The organism is Thalassolituus pacificus (genome assembly GCF_025318105.1).
GTDB lineage: Bacteria > Pseudomonadota > Gammaproteobacteria > Pseudomonadales > Oceanobacteraceae > Venatoribacter > Venatoribacter pacificus.
This window is the reverse complement of the sequence record NZ_JAOANI010000012.1, coordinates 297,706-324,356: the sequence shown is the minus strand read 5'-3', so window position 1 is coordinate 324,356 and position 26,651 is coordinate 297,706. Positions and strand designations below refer to the sequence as shown.

The 26,651-nt window shown below is 53.9% G+C and carries 21 protein-coding genes, 1 tRNA gene and 1 pseudogene; 6 read left to right on the top strand and 17 right to left on the bottom strand.

What is annotated here, in order from left to right:
• Positions 1-68: 68 nt before the first annotated feature.
• The 4 genes from NYR02_RS04455 to NYR02_RS04440 all read right to left on the bottom strand — a co-directional run bounded on the left by NYR02_RS04455 (position 69) and on the right by NYR02_RS04440 (position 4,571).
• A complete protein-coding gene (locus NYR02_RS04455; RefSeq protein ID WP_260975192.1) occupies positions 69-719 on the bottom strand; it encodes a nucleotidyltransferase family protein in 651 nt (216 codons plus the stop codon).
• 71 nt (positions 720-790) lie between these two features.
• Complete coding sequence (locus NYR02_RS04450; protein WP_260975191.1) at positions 791-1,762, bottom strand: XdhC family protein; 972 nt, start codon at positions 1,760-1,762, stop codon at positions 791-793.
• Positions 1,763-1,777: 15 nt separating this feature from the next.
• Positions 1,778-4,012 (bottom strand): xanthine dehydrogenase family protein molybdopterin-binding subunit, encoded by a 2,235-nt coding sequence (locus NYR02_RS04445; protein ID WP_260975190.1) that lies wholly within the window; start codon positions 4,010-4,012, stop codon positions 1,778-1,780.
• Positions 4,005-4,571, bottom strand: a complete 567-nt coding sequence (locus NYR02_RS04440; protein ID WP_260975189.1) for a (2Fe-2S)-binding protein — start codon at positions 4,569-4,571, stop codon at positions 4,005-4,007. The genes NYR02_RS04445 and NYR02_RS04440 overlap by 8 nt, the downstream gene beginning before the upstream one ends.
• A 199-nt stretch (positions 4,572-4,770) precedes the next feature.
• Here NYR02_RS04440 and NYR02_RS04435 point away from each other — a divergent pair, with 199 nt between their 5' ends.
• Both NYR02_RS04435 and NYR02_RS04430 read left to right on the top strand, forming a co-directional pair.
• Positions 4,771-5,472 carry a glutathione S-transferase family protein gene (locus tag NYR02_RS04435; protein ID WP_260975188.1) on the top strand — a complete coding sequence of 234 codons (702 nt, stop codon included), beginning with the start codon at positions 4,771-4,773 and terminating at the stop codon, positions 5,470-5,472.
• Between the two features lie 209 nt (positions 5,473-5,681).
• Positions 5,682-6,908 carry a phosphatidylinositol-specific phospholipase C domain-containing protein gene (locus tag NYR02_RS04430; protein ID WP_260975187.1) on the top strand — a complete coding sequence of 409 codons (1,227 nt, stop codon included), beginning with the start codon at positions 5,682-5,684 and terminating at the stop codon, positions 6,906-6,908.
• Between the two features lie 217 nt (positions 6,909-7,125).
• Here NYR02_RS04430 and NYR02_RS04425 read toward each other — a convergent pair whose 3' ends face one another.
• The gene (locus tag NYR02_RS04425; protein WP_260975186.1) at positions 7,126-8,223 is read right to left on the bottom strand and encodes a fatty acid desaturase; all 1,098 of its coding nucleotides are present in this window, start codon (positions 8,221-8,223) and stop codon (positions 7,126-7,128) included.
• A 194-nt stretch (positions 8,224-8,417) separates the two neighbouring features.
• Between NYR02_RS04425 and NYR02_RS04420 the strand changes: the two genes are divergently transcribed.
• Entirely contained in the window at positions 8,418-9,437 is a 1,020-nt protein-coding gene (locus NYR02_RS04420) for an AraC family transcriptional regulator (protein WP_260975185.1), read from the top strand.
• Positions 9,438-9,462: 25 nt separating this feature from the next.
• On the opposite strand, the gene NYR02_RS04415 is transcribed toward NYR02_RS04420, so the two are convergent.
• The 8 genes from NYR02_RS04415 to NYR02_RS04380 all read right to left on the bottom strand — a co-directional run bounded on the left by NYR02_RS04415 (position 9,463) and on the right by NYR02_RS04380 (position 20,535).
• On the bottom strand, positions 9,463-10,155 hold the full coding sequence (locus NYR02_RS04415; RefSeq protein ID WP_260975184.1) for a response regulator: 693 nt from the start codon (positions 10,153-10,155) through the stop codon (positions 9,463-9,465).
• Positions 10,152-11,663 carry a sensor histidine kinase gene (locus NYR02_RS04410; protein ID WP_260975183.1) on the bottom strand — a complete coding sequence of 504 codons (1,512 nt, stop codon included), beginning with the start codon at positions 11,661-11,663 and terminating at the stop codon, positions 10,152-10,154. The genes NYR02_RS04415 and NYR02_RS04410 overlap by 4 nt, the downstream gene beginning before the upstream one ends.
• 4 nt (positions 11,664-11,667) lie before the next feature.
• Entirely contained in the window at positions 11,668-13,116 is a 1,449-nt protein-coding gene (locus NYR02_RS04405) for a TrkH family potassium uptake protein (RefSeq protein ID WP_260975182.1), read from the bottom strand.
• Positions 13,117-13,431: 315 nt separating this feature from the next.
• Positions 13,432-15,891, bottom strand: coding sequence for a metallophosphoesterase (locus tag NYR02_RS04400; protein WP_260975181.1), 2,460 nt, complete (start codon positions 15,889-15,891; stop codon positions 13,432-13,434).
• A gap of 295 nt (positions 15,892-16,186) precedes the next feature.
• Entirely contained in the window at positions 16,187-17,956 is a 1,770-nt protein-coding gene (locus tag NYR02_RS04395) for a WG repeat-containing protein (protein WP_260975180.1), read from the bottom strand.
• A gap of 359 nt (positions 17,957-18,315) precedes the next feature.
• A complete protein-coding gene (locus NYR02_RS04390) occupies positions 18,316-18,897 on the bottom strand; it encodes a dTMP kinase (RefSeq protein WP_260975179.1) in 582 nt (193 codons plus the stop codon).
• Positions 18,875-20,170 carry a B12-binding domain-containing radical SAM protein gene (locus NYR02_RS04385; protein ID WP_260975178.1) on the bottom strand — a complete coding sequence of 432 codons (1,296 nt, stop codon included), beginning with the start codon at positions 20,168-20,170 and terminating at the stop codon, positions 18,875-18,877. Before NYR02_RS04385 ends, NYR02_RS04390 begins: the two co-directional genes overlap by 23 nt.
• 8 nt (positions 20,171-20,178) lie before the next feature.
• Complete coding sequence (locus tag NYR02_RS04380; RefSeq protein ID WP_260975177.1) at positions 20,179-20,535, bottom strand: hypothetical protein; 357 nt, start codon at positions 20,533-20,535, stop codon at positions 20,179-20,181.
• 23 nt (positions 20,536-20,558) lie between these two features.
• Here NYR02_RS04380 and NYR02_RS04375 point away from each other — a divergent pair, with 23 nt between their 5' ends.
• Both NYR02_RS04375 and NYR02_RS04370 read left to right on the top strand, forming a co-directional pair.
• Positions 20,559-21,077: a hypothetical protein gene (locus NYR02_RS04375; RefSeq protein ID WP_260975176.1), complete on the top strand. Its 519-nt coding sequence runs from the start codon at positions 20,559-20,561 to the stop codon at positions 21,075-21,077.
• A gap of 35 nt (positions 21,078-21,112) precedes the next feature.
• On the top strand, positions 21,113-21,424 hold the full coding sequence (locus NYR02_RS04370) for a hypothetical protein (protein WP_260975175.1): 312 nt from the start codon (positions 21,113-21,115) through the stop codon (positions 21,422-21,424).
• A 228-nt stretch (positions 21,425-21,652) separates the two neighbouring features.
• On the opposite strand, the gene NYR02_RS04365 is transcribed toward NYR02_RS04370, so the two are convergent.
• The 3 genes from NYR02_RS04365 to NYR02_RS04355 all read right to left on the bottom strand — a co-directional run bounded on the left by NYR02_RS04365 (position 21,653) and on the right by NYR02_RS04355 (position 23,831).
• Positions 21,653-21,729, bottom strand: a tRNA-Ile gene (locus NYR02_RS04365).
• A gap of 170 nt (positions 21,730-21,899) precedes the next feature.
• Entirely contained in the window at positions 21,900-22,823 is a 924-nt protein-coding gene (locus NYR02_RS04360; protein WP_260975174.1) for an AEC family transporter, read from the bottom strand.
• 120 nt (positions 22,824-22,943) lie between these two features.
• Positions 22,944-23,831, bottom strand: coding sequence for a LysR family transcriptional regulator (locus NYR02_RS04355; RefSeq protein ID WP_260975173.1), 888 nt, complete (start codon positions 23,829-23,831; stop codon positions 22,944-22,946).
• A gap of 88 nt (positions 23,832-23,919) precedes the next feature.
• On the opposite strand from NYR02_RS04355, the gene NYR02_RS04350 reads away from it, so the two are divergent.
• The gene (locus tag NYR02_RS04350) at positions 23,920-24,381 is read left to right on the top strand and encodes a PACE efflux transporter (protein WP_260975172.1); all 462 of its coding nucleotides are present in this window, start codon (positions 23,920-23,922) and stop codon (positions 24,379-24,381) included.
• A gap of 64 nt (positions 24,382-24,445) precedes the next feature.
• Here the strand turns inward: NYR02_RS04350 and rpoD are convergent.
• Positions 24,446-26,281 (bottom strand): annotated as a pseudogene (gene rpoD, locus NYR02_RS04345) (RNA polymerase sigma factor RpoD); the annotation flags it as partial.
• Between the last annotated feature and the right edge of the window lie 370 nt (positions 26,282-26,651).

Sequence of the window (26,651 nt, the reverse complement as noted above, 5' to 3'; positions counted from 1 at the left end):
GGCGGAGGCGGGATTGAGATCGGGGGCCAGAGGTCGTGGGCTAGGAGTTATGGGATAGAGATAGCTGATCAGCAATCCTGCGGCCGGTCTATATCCTGCACTATGCCTTCATCTTCTAATGGCAGCAGGTAAACATCCTGCGGGTTGTCGGCCAGCAGACGGCGGGCACCTTCGTCACCCTGGCACTGAATCAGTGCACAGGCATAGTTGCGGCTGAAGCCGACCGGGTGGCCGTTTAAGGTTTTGCCTGAGTCTGTGCCTGTGCCTGTGCCTGTGCCTGTGCCTGTGCCTGTGCCTGGAGCTGCGCGTTGCAGTACCGGGCGCACAATTTTGTGCTGGTGCAGGGCTGCGGCCACGCGCTGATAGGTGGCTGGCTGGATAAAGGGCATATCGGCCAGTGCAATCAGCCAGCCATTCCAGTGCTGGGTGGCGTGTACGCCAAAGGCCAGACTATGTCCCATTCCCTGTGCCGCTTCCGGGCAGATGCCCCAGTCGATACTGAGCTTATCCAGAGCATCGCCCCATTGCTGGTCACCGGGGCGCAGCACCACAAACAGCGGTAAACCGCTGGCGCGGATCTGCTGCAGCGTGGTGAGCAGCATCGGCTGCTGTGTACCCTGTGGCTGGCGGATTTCGGCCAGACGCTTGTCGCCGCCAAAGCGTTCGCTCTTACCGGCGGCCAGCAGAATCACGCCAATCGGGGCATCGGTGTTGCTCATATTCAGACAGTGCTCCGCACAATCGAAGGCTGATGACAGTACCACAGCAGGCCCAAAGGGAATACGCCGTATTAGCTGCGCTGCGGACGTTCCGCCAGCAGGTGGGCAAGCACGGACAGGGCAATTTCGTATGGCGTTTTACTGCCGATATCCAGCCCGATAGGCGCATGCAGGCGCTGCAGCTGTGTGCTGCTGACACCCAGCCCGGTTAAGCGCTCACGGCGTTTGGCGGAGGTAGCAAGCGAACCCATAGCGCCGATATAAAAAGCGCGGGTGTCGAAGGCATCGAGCATGGCCATATCGTCGAGGCGCGGGTCGTGGGCCAGCGCGACAATGGCGCTGTGCGAATCGGCAAAGCGCTGGCTGATCAGGGTATCGGGCATGGCGCACCGCAGCTCGGCGCCGGGGGCGTCGAAGCCCTGCAGGAATTCCTCGCGGTGATCGCAGATGGTCACGGCAAAACCGGCCGGTTGTGCCAGTGCCGCCAGATGCCGGGCAACTTCGCCGGCACCGACAATCAACAGCTGATACGCCGGTTGAAACGGTTGAATAAAGTATTCAGAGGTTAACCGACAGGTTTGCGGAGAATCATGCTGCAACAGTGTCAGGCGTTGCCCTGACGCATGCAAACTCACCTCGCGCACAAAGGGCGTGCGTGAACTCAGCCAGGCCAGCATCTGCTGAATACCGGCCAGATCATCTTTACCAAGCCGCTGCAGCAATATCTGCAGATGACCACCGCAGGGCAGACGATAACGCGCCTGTTCGGCGGCATTATCACCAAACAGCAGCAGCTGTGGCTGGCCGCCATCCACCTGACCGGCGCGCAGCCGGGCAATCAGATCTTCTTCCACGCAGCCACCGGACAGCGAACCGGCCATACCGAAGTCGGCCGACCAGGCCAGCAGCGAGCCCACCGGACGCGGGCTGCTGCCGTAGGTGGCAACCACAGTGGCGAGCCAGACCGGGCTGCCAGCACTCAGCCATTGCGCGGCTGAGTGCAGTACATGCTGATCGGTACTGCCTGGAGTAGACGGGTGCATAAAGTGCCCTGAGCCTTACGTCAGCTGCAACGGCAGACGGCGCAGACGCTGGCCGGTGGCGGCAAACAGCGCATTGGCCACCGCCGGTGCCAGTGGCGGCACGCCCGGTTCACCGACACCGGTCGGATCGTACTGGTTGTCGGCAATGTCGACCACAATCTGCGGCGCTTCCGGCATCCGCAGCATGCTGTAATCGTGGAAGTTGCTCTGTTGTACCGCGCCGTCTTTCAGCGTGATATTGCCGTACAGCGCGGCGGTGAGGGCAAAGTTAATGCCGCCTTCCATTTGCGCGCGGATCATATCCGGGTTAACCGCCTGACCGCAGTCGACGGCGCAGACCACACGCTTAACGCTGAAGGTTTTGCCCTCAACCTGTACATCGGCAATCTGTGCGACCCAGGTGTTAAAGCTTTTATGAATCGCCACGCCCTGATGGCAGCCCGGCAGCGGCCGGCCCCAGTCGGCCAGTTGCGCCACCCGGCGCAGCAGGCTTTGCGCGCGCGGATGCCGGGCCAGCAGCTCAAGGCGGAAGTTCAGCGGGTCCTGCTTCTGCTGGTGGGCCAGCTCGTCGATAAAGCTCTCGGTTACAAAGCCATTGTGCGAGAAGCCCACCGAACGCCAGTAACCAACGGGTACGCCGGGTTCGCTGTGGATAAAGCGCACGTCGATATTGTCCAGCGCGTAAGGCACATCGTTGGCACCTTCGTAGCCGGAGCTGTCTTTCGGCGCCAGAATGCCTTCGCCCAGCTTGCCGGCACCGGCCAGCATCGGGAACATAAACTTCGGCATAAAGGGATACTGCGCCGGGGCGGCATCGCCGACAAACCACTCGAACACTTTCGGGTGAGCAATGCGGTGCTGCCAGCCACTGGCTTTGCCGTCGGCATTCATCGTCGCCTGCAGACGATGCAGGCTGGCCGGGCGATACCAGTCGTGGGCGGTGTCTTCTTCACGGTTCCAGATCAGCTTCACCGGCTGCTGCAGGCGGTCGGCAATGACTGCGCATTCGGCGACGTAATCCTGCAGGATACGGCGGCCAAAACCGCCGCCAATCCAGGTGGTGTGAATCACAATATCGTCCAGGCTGTAGCGGCTGTGTTTACCGGCCGCGACCCGCGCCATGCTGGCGGACTGGGTTGGAGCCCAGACTTCCATGCCATCGGCATCGGCCTTAACCACGCAGTTCTGTGGCTCCAGCGTGGCATGGGCCAGATAGGGCAGCTGATACTCGGCGCTTAAGGTGCTGGCGGCCTGTTCGGCGGCAGCGTTGTAGTCGCCATCGTCGCGTACCTGTTCGCCGTCTTCGTTATCCAGATCGCGGGCGTACTGAGCAAAAATAGCGTCGCTGCTGGGCGCGACCTCCGGCGTCTGCCATTCGATCTGCAGTAACTGCTGCGCTTTACGCGCCTGCCAGTAAGAGCGGGCCACAACGGCTACACCGGAACGACCGGCGGCTTGCAGTTGGAACACATCAACCACACCGCTGGCGGCTTTGGCCGCGCTGCTGTCGAGGGTTTTGACCGTGCCACCAAAGGCCGGAGCGCGGCTGATTACGGCATAGAGCATGCCCGGCAATTCAACGTCGATACCATACACGGCCTGACCCGTTACTTTTTGCTGGGCATCCAGACGCTTGTTGTATTTACCGATATAGCGATATTCATCCGGCGATTTCAGCGCGGTGTCTTCCGGTACGGAGAAGGTAGCGGCAATGCTCGCCAGCTCACCGTAGCTGAGGGTTTTACCGCTGCTGTGAATCACCTGACCGTTGTCGCAGTGCAGGCTGCTGGTGTTGTCCAGCGCCCAGACCTGAGCGGCGGCCTGCTTCAGCATTTCACGCGCGCTGGCACCGGCCAGACGGATGCGTTTAAAGCTGCTGGCCACACTGGTGGAGCCACCGGTGATCTGCAGTTTGTACAGCGGGTTATCGTAGGCGCTGCCGACGCCGGCAAACTCGACCTGTACCAGCGCCGGGTCGACTTCCAGCTCTTCGGCCAGCAGGGTGACCAGACCGGTATAGGTGCCCTGACCCATCTCAACGCGGTCGAGGATAAAGGTAATGCGGTTATCGGTATCGATGCGCAGCCAGGCATTGCTCTGCCATTCGCCGGCGCTGACCATGCCCTGATTTTTCATGCCGATGGCGGTACAGCCGGGCAGGGCAACACTGAGCAGCAGACCACCGGATGACAGGGCACTGGCTTTTAAGAAGGAACGGCGGCTGAGGCCACTGTTTAATGACTTATCCATGGCTCAGCTCCTCTGTATTGGTCGCTTGCGGCAGCGTCACTTCGCTGAACAGTTCGCCGTTGCGCGCAGCTTGTGGATTGTTTACCGAAGCGCTCATCATGCCCGCTGCTTTATGGATGGCAGAGCGGATGCGCGGATAAGTACCACAGCGGCAGATATTGCCGCTCATAGCGTTGTCGATATCGGCATCGGTTGGCTGTGGGTTGCTGGCCAGCAGGGCAGTGGCGGCCATGATCTGTCCGGACTGGCAGTAGCCACATTGCGGCACGTTCAGCTCCAGCCAGGCCTGCTGCACCGGAGTCAGCTGCTGTGGCGTGGCGTTGGCCGGGCTCAGCCCTTCGATGGTGGTGATATTCTGCCCGGCAACCGCCGACAGCGGCATAATGCAGGTGCGGATTGGCTGACCATTCAGATGCATGGTGCAGGCGCCACACAGGCCCGCGCCGCAGCCGAACTTACTGCCTTTTAAGCCCAGAACATCGCGTACCACCCATAACAGCGGGGTATCGCCCTCAACGTCCAGTGTGTGCTCCACACCATTTACGGTCAGCCTGATCATGGTTGCCTGCCTGTTGCTTGTGTTAGGTGTTATAAAATTTCTAAGTGACCCAAGGTTACCACCGAATTAATATCAGTAAATAGCCTGAACGCAGTGTTGCTTTTAAAACGCAGAATTCTGGTTATTCGCGGCCATACGCTGGCACTTTGCCGTCACTGCTGATAAGCAGTGCCTAACAATAAAAATCCAGGGTTAAGCCATGAACAATACCGTGCTGTACCAGTACGAAATATCCCCATTCTGCGCCAAAGTCCGGCGCGTGCTGCAGCTCAAAGGGCTGGATTATGAGGTGCGTAATATCGGCGCACTGGGAACACAGCTGGGCGAGGTTAAACGCCTGAGTCCGCAGGGTAAGTTGCCGGTACTGGATATTGGCGGTGAGCGTCTGGCGGATTCGAGCCTGATTGTGCGTGAACTGGAGCGGCGCTTTCCGGCGGTTGCGCCACTGATACCAGATGATGAACAGCAGCGTGCACAGGTGCATCTGTGGGAAGACTGGGCCGATGAGAGCCTGTATTTCCTCGAGGTGTATCTGCGTTTTGCCGTAAAAGAAAACCGTGACTACTGGGCCGGACGTGTCTGTGCCGCCGACCCGGCCTGGTTTGCCGCCATTGCCCGGCCGATAGTGCCGGCCACTATGATGAAGCAGCTGAAAGCGCAGGGCATGGGGCGTAAATCATTGGCGCAGGTATTGGCGGAACTCGATCAGCACCTGCAGATGCTGAATGCCCTGTTGTATGAGCGCGACTGGCTGGTGGGCGGGCAGATAACGCTGGCCGACATTGCTGTGGCCGTACAGTTACAGGCGATTGCTGCCACGCCGCAGGGCAAACAAGCCCTGCTGGCGTACCCGGATGTGCAGTCGTGGCTGGCGCGCAGCGGTGAAAACGGGAAAGCATAAATCAGGGCAAACCGGGCCAGAGCTGGTCTGTGGTGGATCAATCCGGGCCAGTTCCGGCGTCACTGCGGAAAGAGGGCTGACAGCAGAGAGGGTCTGTTGTAAAAACAGGCCAACAACATAGAACTATGGTTCTATATTGCTGGTAAAAATAATAATAACCTCTGACTTCCCGCAAGCAGAGGTCGCTCGTTCTCTGCACAGGTGACGCTATGAAAACAACCCTGAAAACAACCCTCGTATTTTCCCTTGGTATGCTGGCTTCTGCCGGTGCGCTGGCCATGAGCTCAACCCCGCCAAGCGACCCTATTACCGATTTTCAGAACAGCTGGGCAGGCAAAGCCCTGGCTCATCAGCGCAGTATCGATATGAACTCGCCGCTGGCGGATAACAGCATGCTCGGTTCGCACAATACCTATAACTCCTCGGTCTACAGCGATCCGACCCGTTATATCGACCCGCAGCAGAAGCACTCCATCTACGATCAGCTGCGTATCGGCGCGCGTTTTGTTGAGCTGGATGCGCACTGGACCGCACATACTCATGGCTGGCCGTGGGAGTGGGGTACTGACCTGCTGCTGTGTCACTCCGGTATCGGCACCGAATGGGGCGATCTGCATGTGGGTTGCAGCCTTACCGACCGTCGCGTCAGCGATGGCGTGCAGGAAGTGGCGAACTGGCTGAACGACAATCCGCAGGAAGTGATCATTTTGTATTTTGAAGATCACACCGACGGCCATCATCAGGAACTGCTGAACATTCTGAACAGCAAACTGAACGGAAAAATCTACGCCAGCAATGGCTGTAAGAGCATCCCATCCAACCTGACCAAAGCTCAGGTGCGTGCCGCCGGTAAACAGGTTGTGCTGTGGAAAGACAGTGGCTGCTCTGATAACAGTGGTATGAAAAACCTCGCCTTTACCGGGCTGGGTGACATTGGCCGTACCTGGGAAGACCGCACCGCCGTGGGTGCCATTGGTGCCTTCTTTACCGGTGGTGCTGTGAACCGTATTGAAAGTGCCGACGTGGTGCAGGCATTTAAAAACGGCGTGAATATCGTCAACCTCGACAAGCTGACCTATAACGACGGGCGCATGGCGGCCGGTGTCTGGTCATGGGATAACGGTGAGCCGAATAACTACAACGGCAATCAGGATTGCGCCGTGCAGTGGGGTAATGGCCGCTGGGATGACGCTGACTGTAACAGCAACTACCACTTCGCCTGTGAAGACAACAACGGCAACTGGGCGATCAGCGCCTGGGCCGGTCGCTGGACCGATGGTGCGCAGGCTTGCTCACAACTGGGTGGCAGCTACCACTTTGCCGCACCGACCAACAGCAAAGCCAATGAAGCGCTGAAAGCGGTTAAAGGTGGGATGAGCCATGTGTGGCTGAATGCTTCTGACCGTGCACAGGAAGGTAAGTGGGTGGCGAACTGATTGTTTAATCAGTGAATGCAACCCGAATAAAGAAGCCCGCATTTGCGGGCTTTTTTATTATCTGGCTCCCACGCTCTGCGTGGTAGCCCTTGCTGGCACAGTTGCATTCCCACGCAGAGCGTAGGAACGAGGAAAGTGAACAGCATTACGCATTAGCGGGCTTCTTTATTACCTGGCTCCCACGCTCTGCGTGGTAGCCTGGCTGGTTGCACGTTATTCAGACCCCGGCATTAACCTGCTTACCCACCACACGTCCAGCCGCTGGCTGATAACGGTTACGGCGCTTAAAGGTCGCCAGATCATTAAATGGCACTCCATTTTCTTTCATCACTTTATGCGCAGCTTTGGCCGTCAGCTGGCGGATATAAAAGGGCTCGCCAACCACAAAGTGGTGAATGCCGTGGGTACTGCCGAAATTAAAACAGAATAACTGCAGCGGCCAGAACAGCGGGTTGGTTAATACCTGTGTCTGTTGCAGTACAGAATTGACGTTGCCGTAGTAGTGCATATTTGAGCTGATAAAGTTAATGCTGAATGAACGCAGATAAAACGGCGCAATTAATACCACCACCCATGTATCCAGTAGTTCAAAGCGTGCCAGAGTTTCGGCCGACCACGCCGGAATAACACCAAAATAAGGCGCGATTATATTAATCGCATGGTAGCCCAGTACGCTGTACCAGACGGTAGCGGTGATCCACGGCAGAGGGAAGTTGGCGGCCAGCACACGGGCGGCGTGGTACAGCTTTTTACCTTTCGGTGCTTCGACCAGCGCGCGGGTAAAATTGCCGACAAAGGTATCCAGCATAATCAGCCAGCGCAGTGGTCCGAAGGTGCGGCCATTGCCAATGCCACGCTCTTCAATATCGGCCTCGGTACCTGAGGTTTTATGATGCAGAAAATGCAGGTGGCGGCGAATCCATGGATTAATCGTACCGGGGCGGAAAATCCACACACCGGCCATCATCAGATGGTGAATCAGTTTATTGTTTTTAAAGTACTGCCAGTGAATTAAATCGTGCTCCAGCTCATGCAGCAGCGAGGTTAAAAAAGCGACTGTCGGAATACACAACCAGGCGCTGATCATGCCCTGCCAGTACGCAAAGCCCGTCAGCAGAATGCCGCTGATGGCAAACAGAAAAATGCTCATACCAATCAGATTCTGATTGGCCAGAATCGGGTAGCGGCGGCGGGCGTCGTCACCGGCGCTGCGGATAACGCTGCGGATGGTTTCAATACGCTGCGCATCGGACTGCTGTAGCGTATTTTTTCCGGATGCCGGTGAGTCCGGGATATATTTTTTTATTATGCTCATAACCTGTTTCCTGTTGCGGATAATCCTGTCACTCCGGCGGCTGCGGTAAAACAGTGCAAATGGCCGCCGGTTCAGAATGCATTAGCCGCTAATCCTGTTGTTAAGGCTACCTTAAAAGCGTTAAATGGCCTAAAACCCTATGGTTCTTGTCCGAAAGACCCCGTTTATGGCCCACACATCACTCAGGAAAGACGATGAGCCAGCTACAACAACAGGCTATTTATCCGGCCGCCGAGCTTTTTCTGCTGAAGCAGTTTATGCGCCGTGAAGGCATTGCTCCGGCGCAGGCGCTGCTTGGTACCGGGCTGGATGAAGCACAGCTGAGCCGGGCTGATTCGCTGGTATCGTCGGAGCAGTTCGACCGGATTTACCGCAATCTGTACCGCCTTGCAGCACGCGCGGATTTTGGTCTGGCACTGGGGCAGGCGCTGAATCTGTCGCGCTGGGGATTATTGTCGGCAGCGTTGTTCAGCAGCAAAACTCTGGGCGATGCACTGGCCACGGCCAACCAGCTGCGCGTGCTGTTACGCAGCCGTTTTACCCTGAGTGCCGCGATGCGTGAGGGTGGTTACGATATTGAGGTGCGCAAACGCGAGGGTATGGAATATCCGCTCAATTCGGTATTTGCCCATGAAATGTTGTTTGCCAGTCTGCAGGTGCAGATTGCTCAGTTATTGGGGGCGGATTTTCGCTTCAGCGAGGTGCGGCTGAATTATCCGCCACCGTCTCATACCGCCGAATACAGCCGCTATTTTTCCTGCAAGGTGCTGTTTAATGCGCCGGTCAGTGGCTTCCGCATTGAACGCGATACCATGCATCAACCCCTGCCACTTGCGAATCCGGCGGCTAAGCAACAGGCGATGCTGGTGGCCGAAGCAGAGCTGAAACGGGTGCTGCAGGTACAGAAGGGCGATATCGGCTGGCAGGTGCGGGCCTTGATTCAGGGCAGCGAACAACGTCTGGCATTAGATGACGTCGCCGCCGGTTTAAATCTTTCGCCGCGCACATTAAGACGGAAATTACAGGAAGCGGGGCTGACCTTCCGCCAGATCAGCGATGAAGAATTACTGAAAAAATCGATGCTGCTGCTGGATGATCAGCAACAGAAAGTAAGCTCTGTTGCCGTAGCTTGTGGCTTTAAAGATTTACTCAGTTTCCGCGAAGCCTTTAAACGCTGGAGCGGTATGACGCCGCAAGAGTACCGGCGGCGCTGATACGGCAGGTTCAGCGTGCCGCTATTCAGAGACTTTTTAATTCGCCAATAAAACGATAGCCAACCCCTGCATCGGTTTCTATATAGGCCGGTTTGGTTGGGTCATCGCCCAGTTTGTTGCGGATCTGGCGAATAAATATGCGCAGGTAGTGGCTGTCTTCCAGATGGCTTTCGCCCCAGTATTTGCGCAGCAGATATTGCTGCGTCAGTATTTGCCCGGGGTGCTGAATTAATTCCAGCAGTAATTCATACTCCCGTGGTGAAAAGCGAATGCGTTCGCCCTTCACGGTAATGGTGCGCGAGGGTAAATCGACTTTTAAATGCCCATCGTCATAGCCCAGTGGTGCCTGCTCTTTACCGCTGGCACTGCGCAAAACAGCGCGGATACGCGCCAGTAATTCTTTTACACCAAAGGGTTTTTCTACGTAGTCGTTGCAGCCGTTATCCAGCGCTTCGACTTTTTCCCGTTCGCTGTTGCGCACCGATAATACGATTACCGGTGTTTCGCAGAAGGTGCGTAATTCGCGCAATACCTGCTGGCCATCGATATCGGGCAAGCCGAGATCAAGAATAATCAGATCGGGTTGTTCCAGCGCAATCTGCTCCAGACCGTGGCGACCATTATCGGCTTCGCACAGCTGATAACCCTGTGATTCCAGACTGATGGTTAAAAAGCGGCGGATCTGAGGTTCATCATCAATGATCAGAATGCGCGTCATAGCGTTCCCCGGTTGGTGTTATCCATAGGCTCAGCATTATTTCCAGGCACGGTATTATTTACAGGCACTGCATTATCCATAGGCAAGCTCAGACGGAAGCAGGTGCCCTGTTCTGCGGAGCTGTAAAGAATTGCGGCGCTGCCACCATGGGCGGCGAGAATTCCCTGGCAGATGGTCAGGCCGAGGCCGGTGCCGCCGGTTTGCTGATCGCCCTTGGCGAGGGTAAAAAACATATCAAAAATATGCGGCCAGTGTTCCGGCGGAATCCCCGGCCCCGAGTCGGCAATATCAATCAGCAGGCGGTTGCCGCTGGCATGAGCATTAATCTGAATATTTTTACCGGCCGGCGTGTAGCGTACGGCATTTTCCAGCACATTAAAGGTGGCCTGTTCCAGCAGCGCGGCATGGACGTAGAGCAGTGGTAATTCCGGTTCAACCTGAATAACAATATTCTGACCGTTGAGTAATGGTTGCAGGCGTTTAAGAGAAACGCTGAGAATATCGTCGATACCGGCCCAGTCACGCTCCAGCTTTAATTCCCCCTGACCGATTTTGGTCATATCCAGTAACTTCTGAATATAGCGGTCCAGTCGTCGCGCTTCCGACAGCGTGTTGCGCAGCAGTTCGTCCTGCTGCTCTTCGCTCAGGCTGGGACGCAAATCACACAGGCTGCTGACCGATCCGATCATGGTGGCCAGTGGTGTGCGTAAATCGTGGGAAATGGATGACAACAGGGCCGAGCGTAATTGTTCGCGCTCTTTAATCACTGTTTCCTGCTGCAGATTTTCGACCAGTAATACCCGGCTCCAGGCGAGGTGGAAGATTTCGGTAATGGCTTCTAGGCGGGTTTTCAGCCAGGGGGTGACCGGGGCTTTCAGTGGCAGTTTAATTTCGTGCTGCTGGTAGCTGTTGTCACACAATACAATATGAAAGCAGTCATTTTCCCAGCGGGTATTCAGGCTGCCTTTTTTTACCTGATTGCGCTCTTTTACTGGTGTGGTGTTCAGGTGAATAACACTGGCGTTCTCAATTAAATCAGGTCTGAACAGGGCCTGCACTTCCTGTAAAAAAATACGGATCAGTTCATCAGCCTGCATACAGGACGCCAGGGACTGTGCCAACATCATCTGCTGCTTGGTCCAGCGTTCACTGCTCTGCAATGCATCGACTTTTTCGCGCAAGCCCGCGGCCAGTTGGCCGGTAACCAGCGCCACTAAGATTAGCAAAGAGGCGGTGAGAATGTCTTCGCGGTGCAGAATAAACAGGGTGAAGTGCGGGGCGGTAAAAAAGAAGTTGTAAGATAAAAAGGATAAAACCGCACTCAGTAAGGCCGGGCGAATCGCCGTAGACACTGCCGTCAGCAGTACCGCCGCCAGATAAAATAAAGCGAGGCTGGCGGCCGGTAAATAATCGGCCAAAAACCAGCACACCAGCGTGGCCAGTAGCGGTGCCAATAAAGCCAGCAACCAGTGTGACCAGCGCCACCTGCTATTATCGTTCAGCAACATACCTTCAACCTCTCCAGAATACCGGGCTCAGCAGCACCATAACGGTAAGCAGCTCCAGGCGGCCAAGAATCATGGCAAAACTGAGAATCCATTTTGCGCTCTCCGTCACCTGGGCAAAGTTACCCGCTGGGCCAATCATATCACCTAAACCGGGGCCGACATTGGTCAGGGCTGTTGCTGCACCGGTCAGTGAGGTTACAAAATCCAGCCCGGTTGCGGCCAGGGCAAGGCTGGTGATGGTCAGGGTCAGAAAAAATAAAAATGAGAATGCCACCGCCGACACCATAATATCGTCGGAGACGGTTTTACCGTTATAACGGATAGAAAAGGTGCCACGCGGATGCACCAGTTTATTCATCTGATCGCGCAGAAACAGCCACGACAACTGAAAACGAAAAATCTTCATGCCACCACTGGTCGAACCGGAGCAGCCACCAATAAAGGTAACAAAGAAAAACAGACCAACGCTGAACACCCCCCACATGGTGTAATCCTGTGAGGCATAACCGGTCGTGGTAATCACCGACACAATATTAAACGCCACATGGGTAAGGGTGGTGAAAAAATCACGCTCCTGAGTCAGCAAGAGTTGCAGCGTCAGCAGACCGACCAGTGCAAATACCAGCAGTAAAAAACCGTACACCTGCTGATCACGCAGTGCCGCCAGACGTTTTTGCGCCATAAAGCGGATAAACAACGTAAATGGCATGCCGCCAAGCAGCATAAATACCACCGAAATCCACAGAATGCTGTTGTTAAAGCGCCCCATTGAACTGTCATCGGTGGCATAGCCGCCGGTCGAAACCGTGGTCATGGCGTGGTTAATGGCATCAAACGCTGTCATCCCGGCCAACCAATAACAGAACGCACACATCAGGGTAAAACCGCAGTACATGGACAGCAGGGCGCGGGCGAGATCGTGGAAACGCGGCAGCGATTTATCCGACCAGTCGGATGATTCGGTCTGGAACAGACGCATACCACCGACGCGCAGGAACGGCAGAATAGACACCGCCATACCGATCACACCAAAGCCACCGATCCACTGCAGCATTGAACGCCAAAGCAGAATGGAGGGTGGCAGTGTATTAAGCTGCGACAACACCGTAGAACCGGTGGTGGTAATGCCCGACACCGCCTCGAACACCGCATCGGACAGATTTAACGGATGGTTAGCCAGAATCAGCGGCAGGGCGCTGTAAAACGACAGCATCAGCCAGCTCAGACTGGTCAGCAGATATAACTGGCGCGCGTTTAAGGCAAACGGCCGGTTCAGGCCCGGCACAACCAGCGTGCAGCCAATTAACGTAACGATACAGGCGGCAAGAAAAAACGCACGGTACTCACCGTCACCGCAGAATAAAGAATAGAGGGCCGGTACCAGCAGCAGGGCGGCTATCACAAAGGCCAGCAGACCACAGACAAACAAAACCGGACGAAAAAGCCTTAACACGCTGCACATCTCCTCACCGGACAGGCAATGACGCTATTGTCCGGCCGGAGGCTGTAAAAATTCGAGACAGCAAAGCGCGGGTTGCCGTAAAAATTCCGTAAGGGTTTTACAGATGAGATGCAGGTGAAATGCAGCGGTATCACTGCCGGGGCTGCCATGCCTTTCTGTGTTGTGTGGATGTGCAGAGTCAGTACATTGCTGAGGTGCCTTAAATAAAGCACTTAAAACGCAAAATCCCCGGTTTATGCCGGGGATTCTGACGTAGATAGCGCCTGACGAAAAAGCTTACTTACTTCGTCGATTGCGGAGTCTGTTTCAGTAAAGCAGATTCAGCGACAGATTATCGAAGTAGACATCATTGTCGGAGCCGGCTTTGCGTTCTCCGCCGATTGAAACGCGAGCCGAGCGGGTTCCGGCCGGAACCGCCCCTTCAATCTTCACTTGCTGCCAGGATTTGGCACTGGATACACTGCGCGGCTCATCGCCTGACCAGTTAATAACCTGGCCGCTATCATCCAGAAACTCCAGCAGAATTTCCGGTTGGTCGGCACCCGACCAGGTGGTCGCCATTACAGAAAATTCGACAAATACACTGCCTGCATCTATTTCGGAATGGTAAGTGCTGAGGTCGACGACCTGTGACTGACGGTCGGTACAGCACGCAGCGGAAGTGCTGTGACCAAAGCCGCGGCCAGCGAAATAATAGTTGCCGTCTGCGGCGGCAAAGCCACCGTTGTCGCTGGCGGTGATGGCGCTGATCAGACCGGCGTCGAGCATCCAGCTTCTGGTATCTCCGGTTTCAGCATCACCATTCACCAACAGGTTATCGGTGCGGGTACCGTTCAGACGAAACTGATTGTTATCGCTCCACTCCGACCAGTTCATCTCGTTATTCCTTACCCGTGCGCGCCAGTAGTAAGTTGAACCGGGTTTCAGGCTGAGCGATGGCCATGGCTGACCGGCGTAGTCATCGTAGGATGATGTGTGAGTGTTCTGAGACGAGAAACGTTTATGCCAGCGGAAATACTGATCGGCACCGGGACGTACAGTCTGTTCTTCCATGAGTGCAATCAGATCCAGCTGGAAAATATCAGCATCCTGCTGGGTATTAATGGCGTCAAAACCGAAGGATTTATCGCCGGTAACGGCGGCGGCTTCAGCGTAATAAAGGTTGGTGTGACGGGTATGGTTACCCCAGACATCAAACACGGTAGCGGAGAAGTCGGCAGATTCAGACAGCTGCCACTGCACTTCATGCACATTCTCGGGCAGAGCAACCTGAATACCCAATGTGATTGCGCTACGGTCGGCATCACCGGTTCCGCTGACCGCGTGAGGAACATTGCTCTCAACGCCGGGCTGGAAAACCACCTGATCAATGATGGCAAAGCCGGTATCGCCATCAAAACCGCCTTTTCTGCGCACCAGTGTCAGCGTGGGTTCACTACCAAACTGATAGGTCAGCACACTGTAGCCAAACTCACTGCGGCTGATTTCAAACGTGTCGTAATCGCGCAGCTGATTTTTCTGATGCTCTTCATCGTTTAACGGTTCGATATAGCCCGACGCGCTGGCCGCGTTGAGCCACAAATGCGGCACGTTCATCGATTGTCCACGGGAATAAGCATGGGTATGACCAAATAAATGTCCGGTAACCGCGCCCGTATGCTGACTGAATTGTTCCAGCTCAGTGACCAGTTCACAGGAGCCGATACTTTCGCCCACGTTCCACATTTCTGAAAGACAACCATGATGGAACATACCCATTACAAACTGGCTTGAATTCAGCTCGGCATCTTTCAGGGTTTCACGCAGCCATTGGCGTTGGACAGCCAGGGTTTCAATATTAAAGCTGCCGTGCGCACCAGAAATCGGATAACTGTCGAGTCCGATTAAACGTAAATTCAGATAGTCCAGATAATACCAACGTTTGTCATAACCAACGGAACCGGTATCCGGTGGTGACATATAGGTGCGGTACAGTTCCAGCTCAGCATTGCTGTAGTAATCATGGTTGCCTGGTACGGTAATTAACGGCACGTATGGCGTAATGTCTGCCATGCGTCCGAAGAACTGGCTGCGCCAGTTATCACGGTTGCCACCGGTCTGAACAACGTCACCAGAAACGGTAATACCGGCAATATTTTCTGCACAGGTTTCTGGCTGCGCCGCATTACACTCGATGGTCATAAAGCCGTCTTTTACCACATTACGCAGCACTTCTTCGTTACTTGCGGTATCCAGCTGAGTGTCACTCAGGGCAATAAAACGCGCTTCGCTGACGTTATCAGTCGTGGCCGGCCAGGTTTTAAAAGCAAAAGCCTGAGTTACATTCTGGGTGTCAGCATCATTGGCGGACAGCACATAATATTCATACAGAGTATTGGAGGTTAATCCGGTTAATGGTGCACGATAAACCAGCCCATCTGCAGATACCGCAGTGGCGGTGACTTTTAAAAACTCACTTTTTGTGCCAAACGGACGAGCCCACACCTGAGGAGCAGAGTCTTGTGTCTCAAACATGACCGACATCGTGTCGGTACCCGGAGACTGCAGATAAGGGCGCACAATAAAATCGGGGGCTGTCGCTGAGACCGGAGCCGCGACATCCGGCAGTCCGGGTGATGGGTCTGTTGGATCCGTTGGCTTGCCAGGATCTTCGGTGTCCGGTACATCCGGGGATGGGTTTTTGTCTGAATTGTCGTCTGCGCCACAACCGGTCAGCAACACTGCCAACAGGGTAAAAGCCATGAAAATACTGCGAGAATGAATCACTGTTTTCTCCTGATCTGGTTTCTCTGCAGAGGGCTTCTCTGCAAAGGGTGGCGGAACATTAATCAGGATATGTGTCTCAGGCATTAACGATAAGTTACAGAAAACTTACAGTTTTATTAATAGTGGCTGGGGCCAGTTAAATGTAGCAATTAATATTGGCCTGTGTGGAATTATAAAGGCGTTCTTTTACAAGGTCCGTACAGTTAAAATTTCCGGGTGTTGATGTTTAAACCAGGCGTCATTAATAGTTTTCAGTATTTTCCTGGCGTAATCTGCTACATCATATAGCTGCATATCAGAGTGAATCTGTCACCACAAAATAGCGGCCATCATCCAGAAGGCTGACCGAGCTGCCATCCACTTCCGCGATCTTGGTCATACCGGGCAGGGTGTATAAAACAAGTCGACTACCCTGTCTGTTGTATAAATAATCACCGCTGATGGCTGTGTAACCGCTCAGCTCTGGGGGATGGAGTTCTTTACCGTTACGGTCGATAACGCCGTAGTTTTGCTTTGCACCCTGACTGACCAGAGTTGTCAGATAGCGGCTGTTTAATCCGGCTGACAAAAGATCAAAACGATCAGGCTTAACAACCCAGGAGACTGCTTCTGTATCCCACAGACCATATTTATCAGTCAGTGCGCTATTCACGATAATAAGCCGGCCATCCAGATAATTGGCATCGCTAATATCCTGAGGAACAATGCCGGCGTCTTGCCGGTAAATCCGGGTGCCTGTAGCAGAGCTGGATTTCAGCAGAAAATGATCGTTACCCAGGTAGAGGATGCTGCTGTAGTCCGGAGGGATCAGAATATTGCCACGGGTATCGATAAGTCCCTTACGGTGATTTACCTCAAGCACTAGCAGCGGTGAGCGGTTAGGTCTGATGCTGTAATCATTACTGAACAGCGGGGAAATGACTCCGTTAATCGGGCCTGCCAGCATTTGGCCCTGTTCATCGAAAATGGCGGATTTTCCGGCTTTGTCTGATGCAATCAGCAGGCCGTGTGCATGGTAAGCCGACTTCACATAGAGTGGCAGCGCCCTTTCGCCGTTGCTGCGTATTATCAGTGTGCCTTTGGGAAGGCGCAGCTTAAAGAACTTGTCTGAGCTCAGCACTTTATCCGTCTGGATGGGTGGAATATCCAGATAACGCTTTTCACTGAGAGAGTAATAAAGGCTTTTTCCCTGTTTTCGCAGCGGAAGCAGTGTTCCCGCCAGTAATGATCCTGCGATGGTAACGCCGGGTTCCAGCGCAGTAACGATGGTGCCGTCCGGACGGATAACCGACCACAGACCGTCCTGTTCAACCGCGTACAGATTATTGCCAAGGTACATCATATTGCGATATTGAAAAGGCAACAGTACCTGGCCTTTTATATCGGTTACGCCAAACCCGGTTTGGGTATACACCATCAGAGTGTCGCTGTCAGCCGGATTTTGTATCCAGCTGGCGGTTAATACTTCGCTGTTTTTTTCGGCATCGTAAAGGCTGTAATAATCTGCATAGCGCAGAATCATCATGCCGTGGCTGAGCAGGGTTTTGTTTCGAACATTGGCTGAGAATAAAGGTTCCGCCACAGCCGATAAGACGTTGATTTTAGATTTGAGCGGAGGATTCTCTGCTTTGGAAACCAGTGTCAGGCTGTTCTGATCACTGTTGTATGTTGCGTTTTCTGCTTGTGCCGGGATGCTATAAAAGTAAGACCCGGCAATAGCGCCGCTGTCTGTCAGGTCTTCTTCTGAATATCCTTTGCCGGATTCAAAGTGGAAATAAATATGCAATTTATTTCCATTTCTGAAGTACATAAACGGCCTGCGCTTGCTCTGTTGAGTCCATGCCAGGATCTCAGCGTCGCTCATGTCGTGGCCGGTTGTTTTGTAAAGTGTAATATCCGAACTGAACTGATAGACATCACGCTGCAACCCCATAACAGTGGCGGTATTCTTAACATACAAACCATCGGTTCTGGGCATGGGTTTAAGCGAGGACAGCATTGCACAGCCGTTTAACAACAGTGCAAGCATGAATGCCAGAGTGGATTTTGCTGCAAAAGCGTTCATAAAATTCTGATCATCCCTGAGTCTGGCCACCGTGCACAGTGGCTTATTCTGTGTATAAAAAAGGAGACAGGTTAAAGGATAAAAAGTGCAATATATAGCGTTTTTTATGCCTTTTTATCCTGTATATTTCGTCCTTTTAATGCGATTTTTTTCAGATTTTTTCGGTATAGAGGGAGCTTTGGGACTCTCTCTTAATTTCCCGGAAAATTGTAGGCTCTTGACAGTGTCGTTTTTTCTGCCTAGCGGCTGATGAATATTGGCGGATGTTATACAGGTTGTTGTTAAGTGCATAGAAAGTGGGGTTTTCTATGCACTTTAATGCTGGCAGGTGCAGAAAGTAGTTTTCTGTACCTGTGTATTTATGGGCGGCTCGCAGAACCGATACGCAACTGATGGTTGATGCAGTCGTGGAGCAAGCCGACGGCCTCTTCTTCCGTAGCACCGGTAAGGTCCAGTGTTGCATCACATTCAGCCTGTAACCGGGTCAGTACTCCTGCTCTGAAATCAGGGCTCAGGGTTTCAAGGTCTTCTGCCGTAGTTCCGCGTTGCTGCAGCCTGTACTGTCGCTGCTGCTCGTCGAGCACCAGTAAAATACTCAGATGAGGTCTGGGTGCCTGACTCAGCACCGCCGAAAGATCGAGAGTGACTCCGCGCTGCTGGGCATAGGCAATGGTTGAAGCACGGTAGCGGTCCATCAGAATGTTTTCTCCGCTCTCAGTCAGCTTGTATGCCTTTTCACCCTCAGCCTGTACGGTGGCCGCGTAGAACAAAGCCTTGGCTGTTTCGCTGCTACCAAGACCGTTAATAATGTCTGTCCGAATAGGCAGCAGTTCTTTGCCCGGAGTGGTCATCAGCTGGTATCCATATTGTTGCGCATAGCGCCGGGCGATGGTGCTTTTGCCTACGCCATCCAGTCCTTCAAGTACGATAAAAAACGGCATCGTTGTTCTCCTTCTGTGGTGGGATGTCCGATTGATTTGACGCTTGTGCAAGCGCTTCCATCTGACGGTAATCGCTATGGCTGAAGCTGTTACTGGCGATCACATGGGGAATGGTCTGATCTTCAGATTCGATCAGTCCGAATTCTTCTCGTTGTTTATCCAGTGGTGTACCACGCAAGATCATCAGAGGCCAGGCGCGGATGACGCGTACCTGCTGACTCCAGCACCAGCTCAGGGATTCACGGAAGCTGGCCAGAGTTTGCTTTGGCAGGCCGTAGATCAGGGATACTTCAAACGGGATATTGCGGGCTTTGAGTTTGGTAATTACCCGTTCGGCCATGATCAGGTTGTTTGGCCGGCCAATGGCTTTGCCTTCTTCGGTAATAGCGGTTTGCAGACCGAATTCGAGCACAACGTTCAGGCCTTCGAGGGCATCAAGAAATTCGTCCTTTACGGATTCAAACCTGCACTGCAGGGCAAGTTGTGCCGTTAAACCGACTTCTTTGAACAGGGTCAGCAGGTCGACAGTGCGCTTTGTATCCAGGTGAAAGATGGGGTCGAGAATGGAGATTCGCTCAACACCGGCTTGTGCGAACAGTCTGGCTTCTTTACGGATGCGCTCATAATCGAGAGTCTGCTCTGTCAGTTTGAAGCGGTTCCCCGATTCCCGATGCTGACAGAAGCTGCAACGGAACGGGCAACCGCGCATGGTTTCCCAGCGGATGGATTTACCGATGGTCATTACGCCGGTAAGCCAGGGAGAAGGTAGCTCATCAAGCGCGGTTTCAGACTTTTTGCCAGAGTCTGCCTCACCGGCAATGTGAATGCCCAGCTCTTGCGGTGTGTCGCCTCTGGCCAGAGCAACCATTGCCTGCTCGCCATATCCACGGACAAAAATATTGGCATATGGGTACAAGCCCTCGAGCGTTCCTGCGTCGGCATAGGATATTTGTGGGCCACCCAATACGATTGGTGCGGATGTTGAGTTGTGAATAACTTCTGTCAGTTGCTGGGTGACCGGTTCGTTCCAGATATAGGCACCGATACCAATCAGGCAGCTGATGCCCTGTATTTCCAGAGCGTGAATGGTGGTAAGCACCCTCGCTTCCAGCTGTGCGTAGTCAAAGTCGGCTGCGTTAACGGCATCTTCGATCAGGGTGTAGGAAAGCCCTGCGTTTTTTAATGACGCCACGATTGAGGCTGCACCCAAGTTAGAGCGGCCATCTTGTGGACGTTCCCAGTCGGCGGATACAAATATGATGTGCTTATTCATATCCCACCTCACAAGCCGTTGGATTTGGTCAGGTGCCAGCCATGCTGGTGAGGGCATTCATAGACATAAAGCTTGAGTTGGTTCTCGCGTAAGAAGCACTCGGCACGCTTCTTTGCACTTTCATGTGTGCGATAAAGCTGCTTGGGCTTCCCGTCACTGCCGGTGCAGTAGCTGCAGGTTTCGCTGGGGGTATGACGTTCTTCAGGGCACAGATGCCAGTAATGGCAGCGATCGCACTGGTAGGGGATCATGGCGTTTTTATAGGTTTTCATTGCATAATCAGCAGCCTGTTGAGCATTGCCATAACAGGTATACGTTTTTAGCGGGTTGCCGGTATTTTTGCTGGTGCAAACATTCAGTGTCATACAGTTCTCTCCAGAATAAGGCAGTGCCAGTTGCGCGTTTTGATCATGTGGCAACCGCTGGGGACAACTTGGGACAATCAGAATATAAACAGGGGAAGTTGATGTCGGATCAGAAAAAGAAAAGCTTAACGATCGTTTGCCCATCATGCGCAGAAGAAAACAACTTTGTTCAAGGTGAGCATATAACCAGTCGTTGTGCTAAGTGCAGTACGAGTTTCTACGGAAAGAAGTACAAGCAGATTAAATATTTATCCGCTGGATTGGTGGCATTAAGCAGTATGCTGGGGGGCTATGCTGCAAGTGAGATTGTTAATGAAGCTCGTTTACCAGCGTTAGCAGAATACCGGCTAATGAACTTATGCATTAATGGTGACTCACGGGTTCTTGAGCGAAGCGGATACTTAGTTAAAGAGGAAACATGCGGCTGTATCGTGACTAAGGCTGTGGAAGATATTGATTTAACATGGGATCTGATATCTGAAGAACGCCACCAGAAATGGCTGTTCGAATCGATGAAAGAGGCTGATGCATTATGCAGGTAAAGTCGGATATATCCCTGGGCGCAACCAGAGCAGAAATGGATGAGTTAAAAGCAGTTGTGCAGTCCTGTGGCCTGGGTGTCCGACCTTTCTGTGAGTATCTGGCGGAGGAGCTGGCGGAGCCTGGCCACGAAGATGAGTCAAAAGCAGAGACTTATCGAGGCTGGTTTAGAAAGGACAGATTGCCCGACCAAGCACTGTTCGAGAAAATGTGGGAGCTGTTACGCCAGCATGATTTATTTAGATCCTCGCAGCTGGTCAAACCGCAGTATGTAGAGGGTGCGGTAGATAAGGATTTGGAGGCTGCATTAGTTGCCTTGTCCCAGCGTGTTACTGATCATTTGAAATAAGAGTCAGCCAAAGAGTTACTCAGTTTCCATGAAGCCTTTAAACGCTGGAGCGCTATAACGTTCCAGCAATACCAGCGGCACACAACAACGCTATTGTCCGGTCGGAGGCTGTAAAAATTCCGCACGGATGAGGTTTGAGACGAACCGTGGAACGCAGCAGGAAACAGCTCTTATTGTCGGGAATAAGAGTGTTTATGCACAAAAACAGAATCTGGACAGGAAGAAAAATGGTGGGCCCACCCAGACTTGAACTGGGGACCTGCCGATTATGAGTCGGATGCTCTAACCAACTGAGCTATGGGCCCTTTTGCTGCAGTGGCTGTTTTGTATAAAAAACAACCACTGAGAAAAGTCGCTGCGGAAACAGCGAAGGGCATTATAAGCAGCTCTCACTGTGAGTTCCACTGCTTTGATTTGCATAAGAAAAGTGTCGCGGCAGCAGCCGGTGCATGCGGATGGCTGTGGTGCGTCTGGCTTACAGCCAGATAAGCAGTACTGACAGACTGAATACCGAACCGAGGGTACTGAGCAGAATGGTGCGTGACACCACGGCGGCGTTTTGCTGATAAAACTCGGCCAGCATATAAGGCCCGGTACCGGTCGGCAGGGCGCTGAGCAGTACCGCCGCGCTGGCCCACAGCGGCGGCAATGCAAATACATAAGTGGCGAGAAGCCAGGCGAGCAGTGGCTGGGCAAGCAGTTTGATGCTGACCAGCGCTGGTGCTCCCTGCGCTCTGCCGGGTTGTTTATGGGCCAGGAAAGCGCCGAGGGAAATCAAGGCGCAGGGGACGGTGGCATCGCCGAGTAAGGTCAGCAGTGCGCCGGCCACCGCTGGCACATCCAGATTCAGCAGGTTCCAGGCAATACCAATCAGCGGCGAAATTACCAGTGGGTTTTTCAGCAGGGCGCTGCCGACTTTAGCGATAGCCCGGCTGATGCCCTGGCCTTTCTGCAGGCTGACTTCAACGCAGATCACAGCGATGGCAAATAGCAGGCTGACGACAATCAGAGTGGCGATCAGGGCTGGTGCGAGGCCGTTGTCGCCAAGTACAAACAGGCACAGCGGAATGCCAACGTAGCCGGTATTCGCATAGGAAGCGCCGAGTGCATCCAGGCTGGCGGTCGTCAGTGGCGCACCCCGGTGGGAGCGCCACAGCAGGGTAAGGATAAACGTGCCGAGGGTGGCCAGAGTAAAGGTCAGTACAAAGCCGGTATGCCAGATGTCGGTCAGTTCGGCTTTGGCCGTCAGGTTAAACAGCAGCGCTGGCAGACACAGCCAGACCACCAGACGGTTCAGTTCGGAAGCGGCGTTTTCGCCCAGACGGTGAGTTTTGCGCAGAATAAAACCGAGCAGGATCAGGCCAAAAATGGGCGTCAGAGTATTGAGAATAAAAGACATTGTTGTGCTACTGCATTGAGTACGCTGTCAGCATAGTGGGGTGGCTGCAACGTCACAATCTGGATTTAGTCGTAGTCGTGCTGTGCTCGGAGTTGCTTTATCGTGCTGATCTACATGCGATCAGATTTTCCGCGCAGCCTTCCGCTGCGGAGTGCGGCGAATCTGTAGCTGTTCCAGCAACCATTGTCCGGCAGGCCCAAGAGGCGTGCGCCGTGACCAGGCAACATCGATTTCTACCCCGCGTGGATAACCACTCATCGGTAGCTCCACCAGATTCTGACCAAAGCGTTTGACGACGGTGCAGGGGAGTTCTGCCCAGCCGAAACCACGTTCGGCAAATTCCAGCAAGGTCAGATAATCCGGTGCTGACCAGGCCAGACCTCTACTGTGCTGATGGCCGGGTGCGTAAGTGCGGATCAGCAGCTGGCGCTCATTTTCCAGATCTTGCCGACGAGGGTTGCTCAGCCGGGCTAATGGATGATCTCCGTGCACATACAGGCCGAATTCAGCTTTTTCCGGCAGGCGGGCGGTGGCAACGTCGGCGGGGTACTGACTTTGTGCGGCAAGAATGCCCATATGCACCTGACCCTTCTGAATCATATCGATCACGTCGGCATCTTCCGCCGGGCCACAGCGCAGCTCGGTGTGGGGAAAGCGTTCGGCAAAGCTGGTCATCACTTCGCCATGAAAGACGACGCTGTAGATATCGGTCATCACCAGTGACAGCAAGGGTTCAATATTGGCCGCCAGCCGCTGTGCCAGGGCATCGAGTTGTTCACTGGCGGCGAGAATGGCTTCCACCTGCGCCAATACCTGACGCCCGGCTTCGTTCAGTTGTGGCTGGCGGCCGCTGCGGTCGAACAGTGGGAAGCCGATATCCGTTTCCAGATTGGCAATGGCGATGCTGATGGTTGACTGGCTTTTGCCCAGACGCCGTGCCGCGGCGGAAAAGGAGCCGCTGGCGGCCGCCTCAACAAAGGCTTTAAGGGATTCCGGAGAGTAACGCATGTATTGATAAAACCGATGGAAGCTATGTTTTAAGTATCTGTTTTATGAAAGATCATAGCAATCCGGTTCATTCACCAGACGACAGAGCATGAAGACCATCCTGAGCAAAGAACGCATTATTCACGCCACCGGTTTCGAGGCGATTGCCATTCTGCTGTTTACCCCATTAATGGCCTGGACACTGAAGACTGAGGTGGCTACGACTGGCGCTCTGACGGTGATGATGTCGTTGCTGGCGATGCTGTGGAATATGGTTTACAACGGCCTGATTGACCGTTACCGGACAACGGAGCGGCAGCACTGGCGTTTCCGCGTGCGCCTGCTGCACGGTGTCGCCTTTGAGGCCGGGTTGGTGGTGATCTGTCTGCCGCTGGCGGTCTGGATGCTGGATCTGACACTGTTGCAGGCGTTCTTTATGGAACTGGCATTCTTTGTCTTTATTCTGCCTTATACCGTGCTCTATAACTGGGGCTTTGATAAGGCGTGGAGGCGTTGGCAGGACAGTAAAGAGCCGGCAGATTCCGCCGCGTTATTTTCGCTTCGCGAGTAAGAAAACATGGAAAAGGCGCATAAAAAAACCCGCACGTGGCGGGTTTTTCTATGGCAGCGGACGATTACTCGTCGATAAAGCTGCGCAGGTGATCGGAGCGTGAAGGGTGACGCAGTTTGCGCAGAGCCTTGGCTTCGATCTGACGGATACGCTCACGGGTTACGTCGAACTGTTTGCCGACTTCTTCCAGTGTGTGGTCGGTATTCATGTCGATACCGAAACGCATGCGCAGTACTTTGGCTTCTCTTGCGGTCAGGCCGGCCAGCACAGAGCGGGTGGCTTCGGTCAGGCCGTCAGAGGTGGCCACATCGAGTGGAGACTCGGAGTGAGTATCTTCGATAAAGTCGCCCAGATGTGAATCTTCATCGTCACCGATTGGGGTTTCCATGGAGATAGGTTCTTTGGCGATTTTCAGTACTTTGCGGATTTTGTCTTCCGGCATTTCCATGCGCTCGGCCAGTTCTTCCGGCGTTGGCTCACGACCCATCTCCTGCAGCATCTGACGGGAGATGCGGTTCAGTTTGTTGATGGTTTCGATCATGTGCACCGGAATACGGATGGTGCGCGCCTGGTCGGCAATCGAACGGGTAATCGCCTGACGGATCCACCAGGTGGCGTAAGTGGAAAACTTATAACCACGACGGTATTCGAATTTATCTACCGCTTTCATCAGGCCGATGTTGCCTTCCTGAATCAGATCGAGGAACTGCAGACCACGGTTGGTGTACTTTTTCGCGATGGAGATTACCAGACGCAGGTTAGCCTCAACCATTTCTTTCTTGGCGCGACGGGCGCGGGCTTCACCGATGGATACGCGACGGTTAACTTCTTTAATTTCCGGAATGCTCAGACCCACGCGATCTTCAACGGCGCGGATTTTTTTCTGCGAACGGAAAATTTCCAGACGGTAAGTGTCCAGTTTTTTCGAGTAGCTGTGACCGGCGGCGATGAGGCTGTCAATCCAGTCGTTGCTGATTTCGTTGCCCTGGAATCCTTTGATGAAGTCTTTGCGGTCCATGCCGCATTTACGCGTCATCATCACCATGATCTGGCGTTCCTGAGTACGGATCAGATCGAGTGAGCTGCGGGCGTTGGTCACCAGAGAGTCGAAGTATTTTGGCGTCAGTTTAATCGGCGCGAATAATTCGGCCAGTTTTGCCAGCGCTTCTTCGGTTTTCTTGTGTGCTCGGCCATTTTTTGCCAGGGATTTCGTCATGGCGTCGTGCGCATCGCGGATTTCATCGAAGCGACGCGTGACTTCGGTCATGTCGATGCCGCTGTCTTCGCTGTCATCGTCATCGTCGGAGTCATCGCTGTTGTCGTCGCTTTCTTCGGCGGCAGCTGCGGCTGCTTCAGGGCCGGCCTGTGGGCCTGGCTCAGGATCGACATCGGACGGATCGATAAAACCGGAGAAAATATCGCCAACGCGGTTTGGATCTTCTTCGGCTTCACGGAAGGCGTTCAGAATGGTTTCTGCGGCACCGGGATAATAAGCCAGAGCCGACATCACTTCGCGGATGCCTTCTTCAATACGCTTGGCGATAACAATTTCGCCTTCGCGGGTCAGCAGTTCTACGGTACCCATTTCGCGCATGTACATACGCACCGGGTCAGTGGTACGGCCTACGTCGGATTCAACCAGGGCCAGGGCGGCGGCGGCTTCTTCAGCGGCGGCGTCGTCGGCGGCATCAGACATAAACAGCGAGTCACCATCGGGCGCAACTTCAGATACCGGAATACCGATATCGTTAATCATGCGGATGATGTCTTCGACCTGATCCGGATTGGCAATATCGTCCGGCAGGTGGTCGTTTACCTGGGCATAAGTCAGGTAGCCCTGCTCTTTGCCTTTGGCGATAAGTTCTTTAAGACGGGATTGTTGCGTGTTCGCTGACATAGAAGCCCTGTGTTCCGTTTTTTAAGGCGGAAGAAAAACGCCGAAGTATAACTTTTAACCGATCTTTAGGCCATAGGCGCGACGTTAGGTTCCACTGTTTTTGCGGATGCCGGCGCCTGTGCCCGAAGGAGGCGGTTGCTTGCTTCATCATCTTCAGCAAAGTCAGTTAACGTGGGAAATCGGCCTGGCGAAAATATGCCCGGATGTGCCGATGCTGGCCTCTTGGCTCTGTCACGTTGGTTGCTGCGCTGCTGCAGTCATGTATTGAATCGGGCACCGGTTGTTACGCCGACGGCGTGCCGGATTCAGAAGTTCTTTGTATATAGGGGCAGTTTGCCCGATCTCAAGGCCTGGCCACGGTTTTCTTTAACGC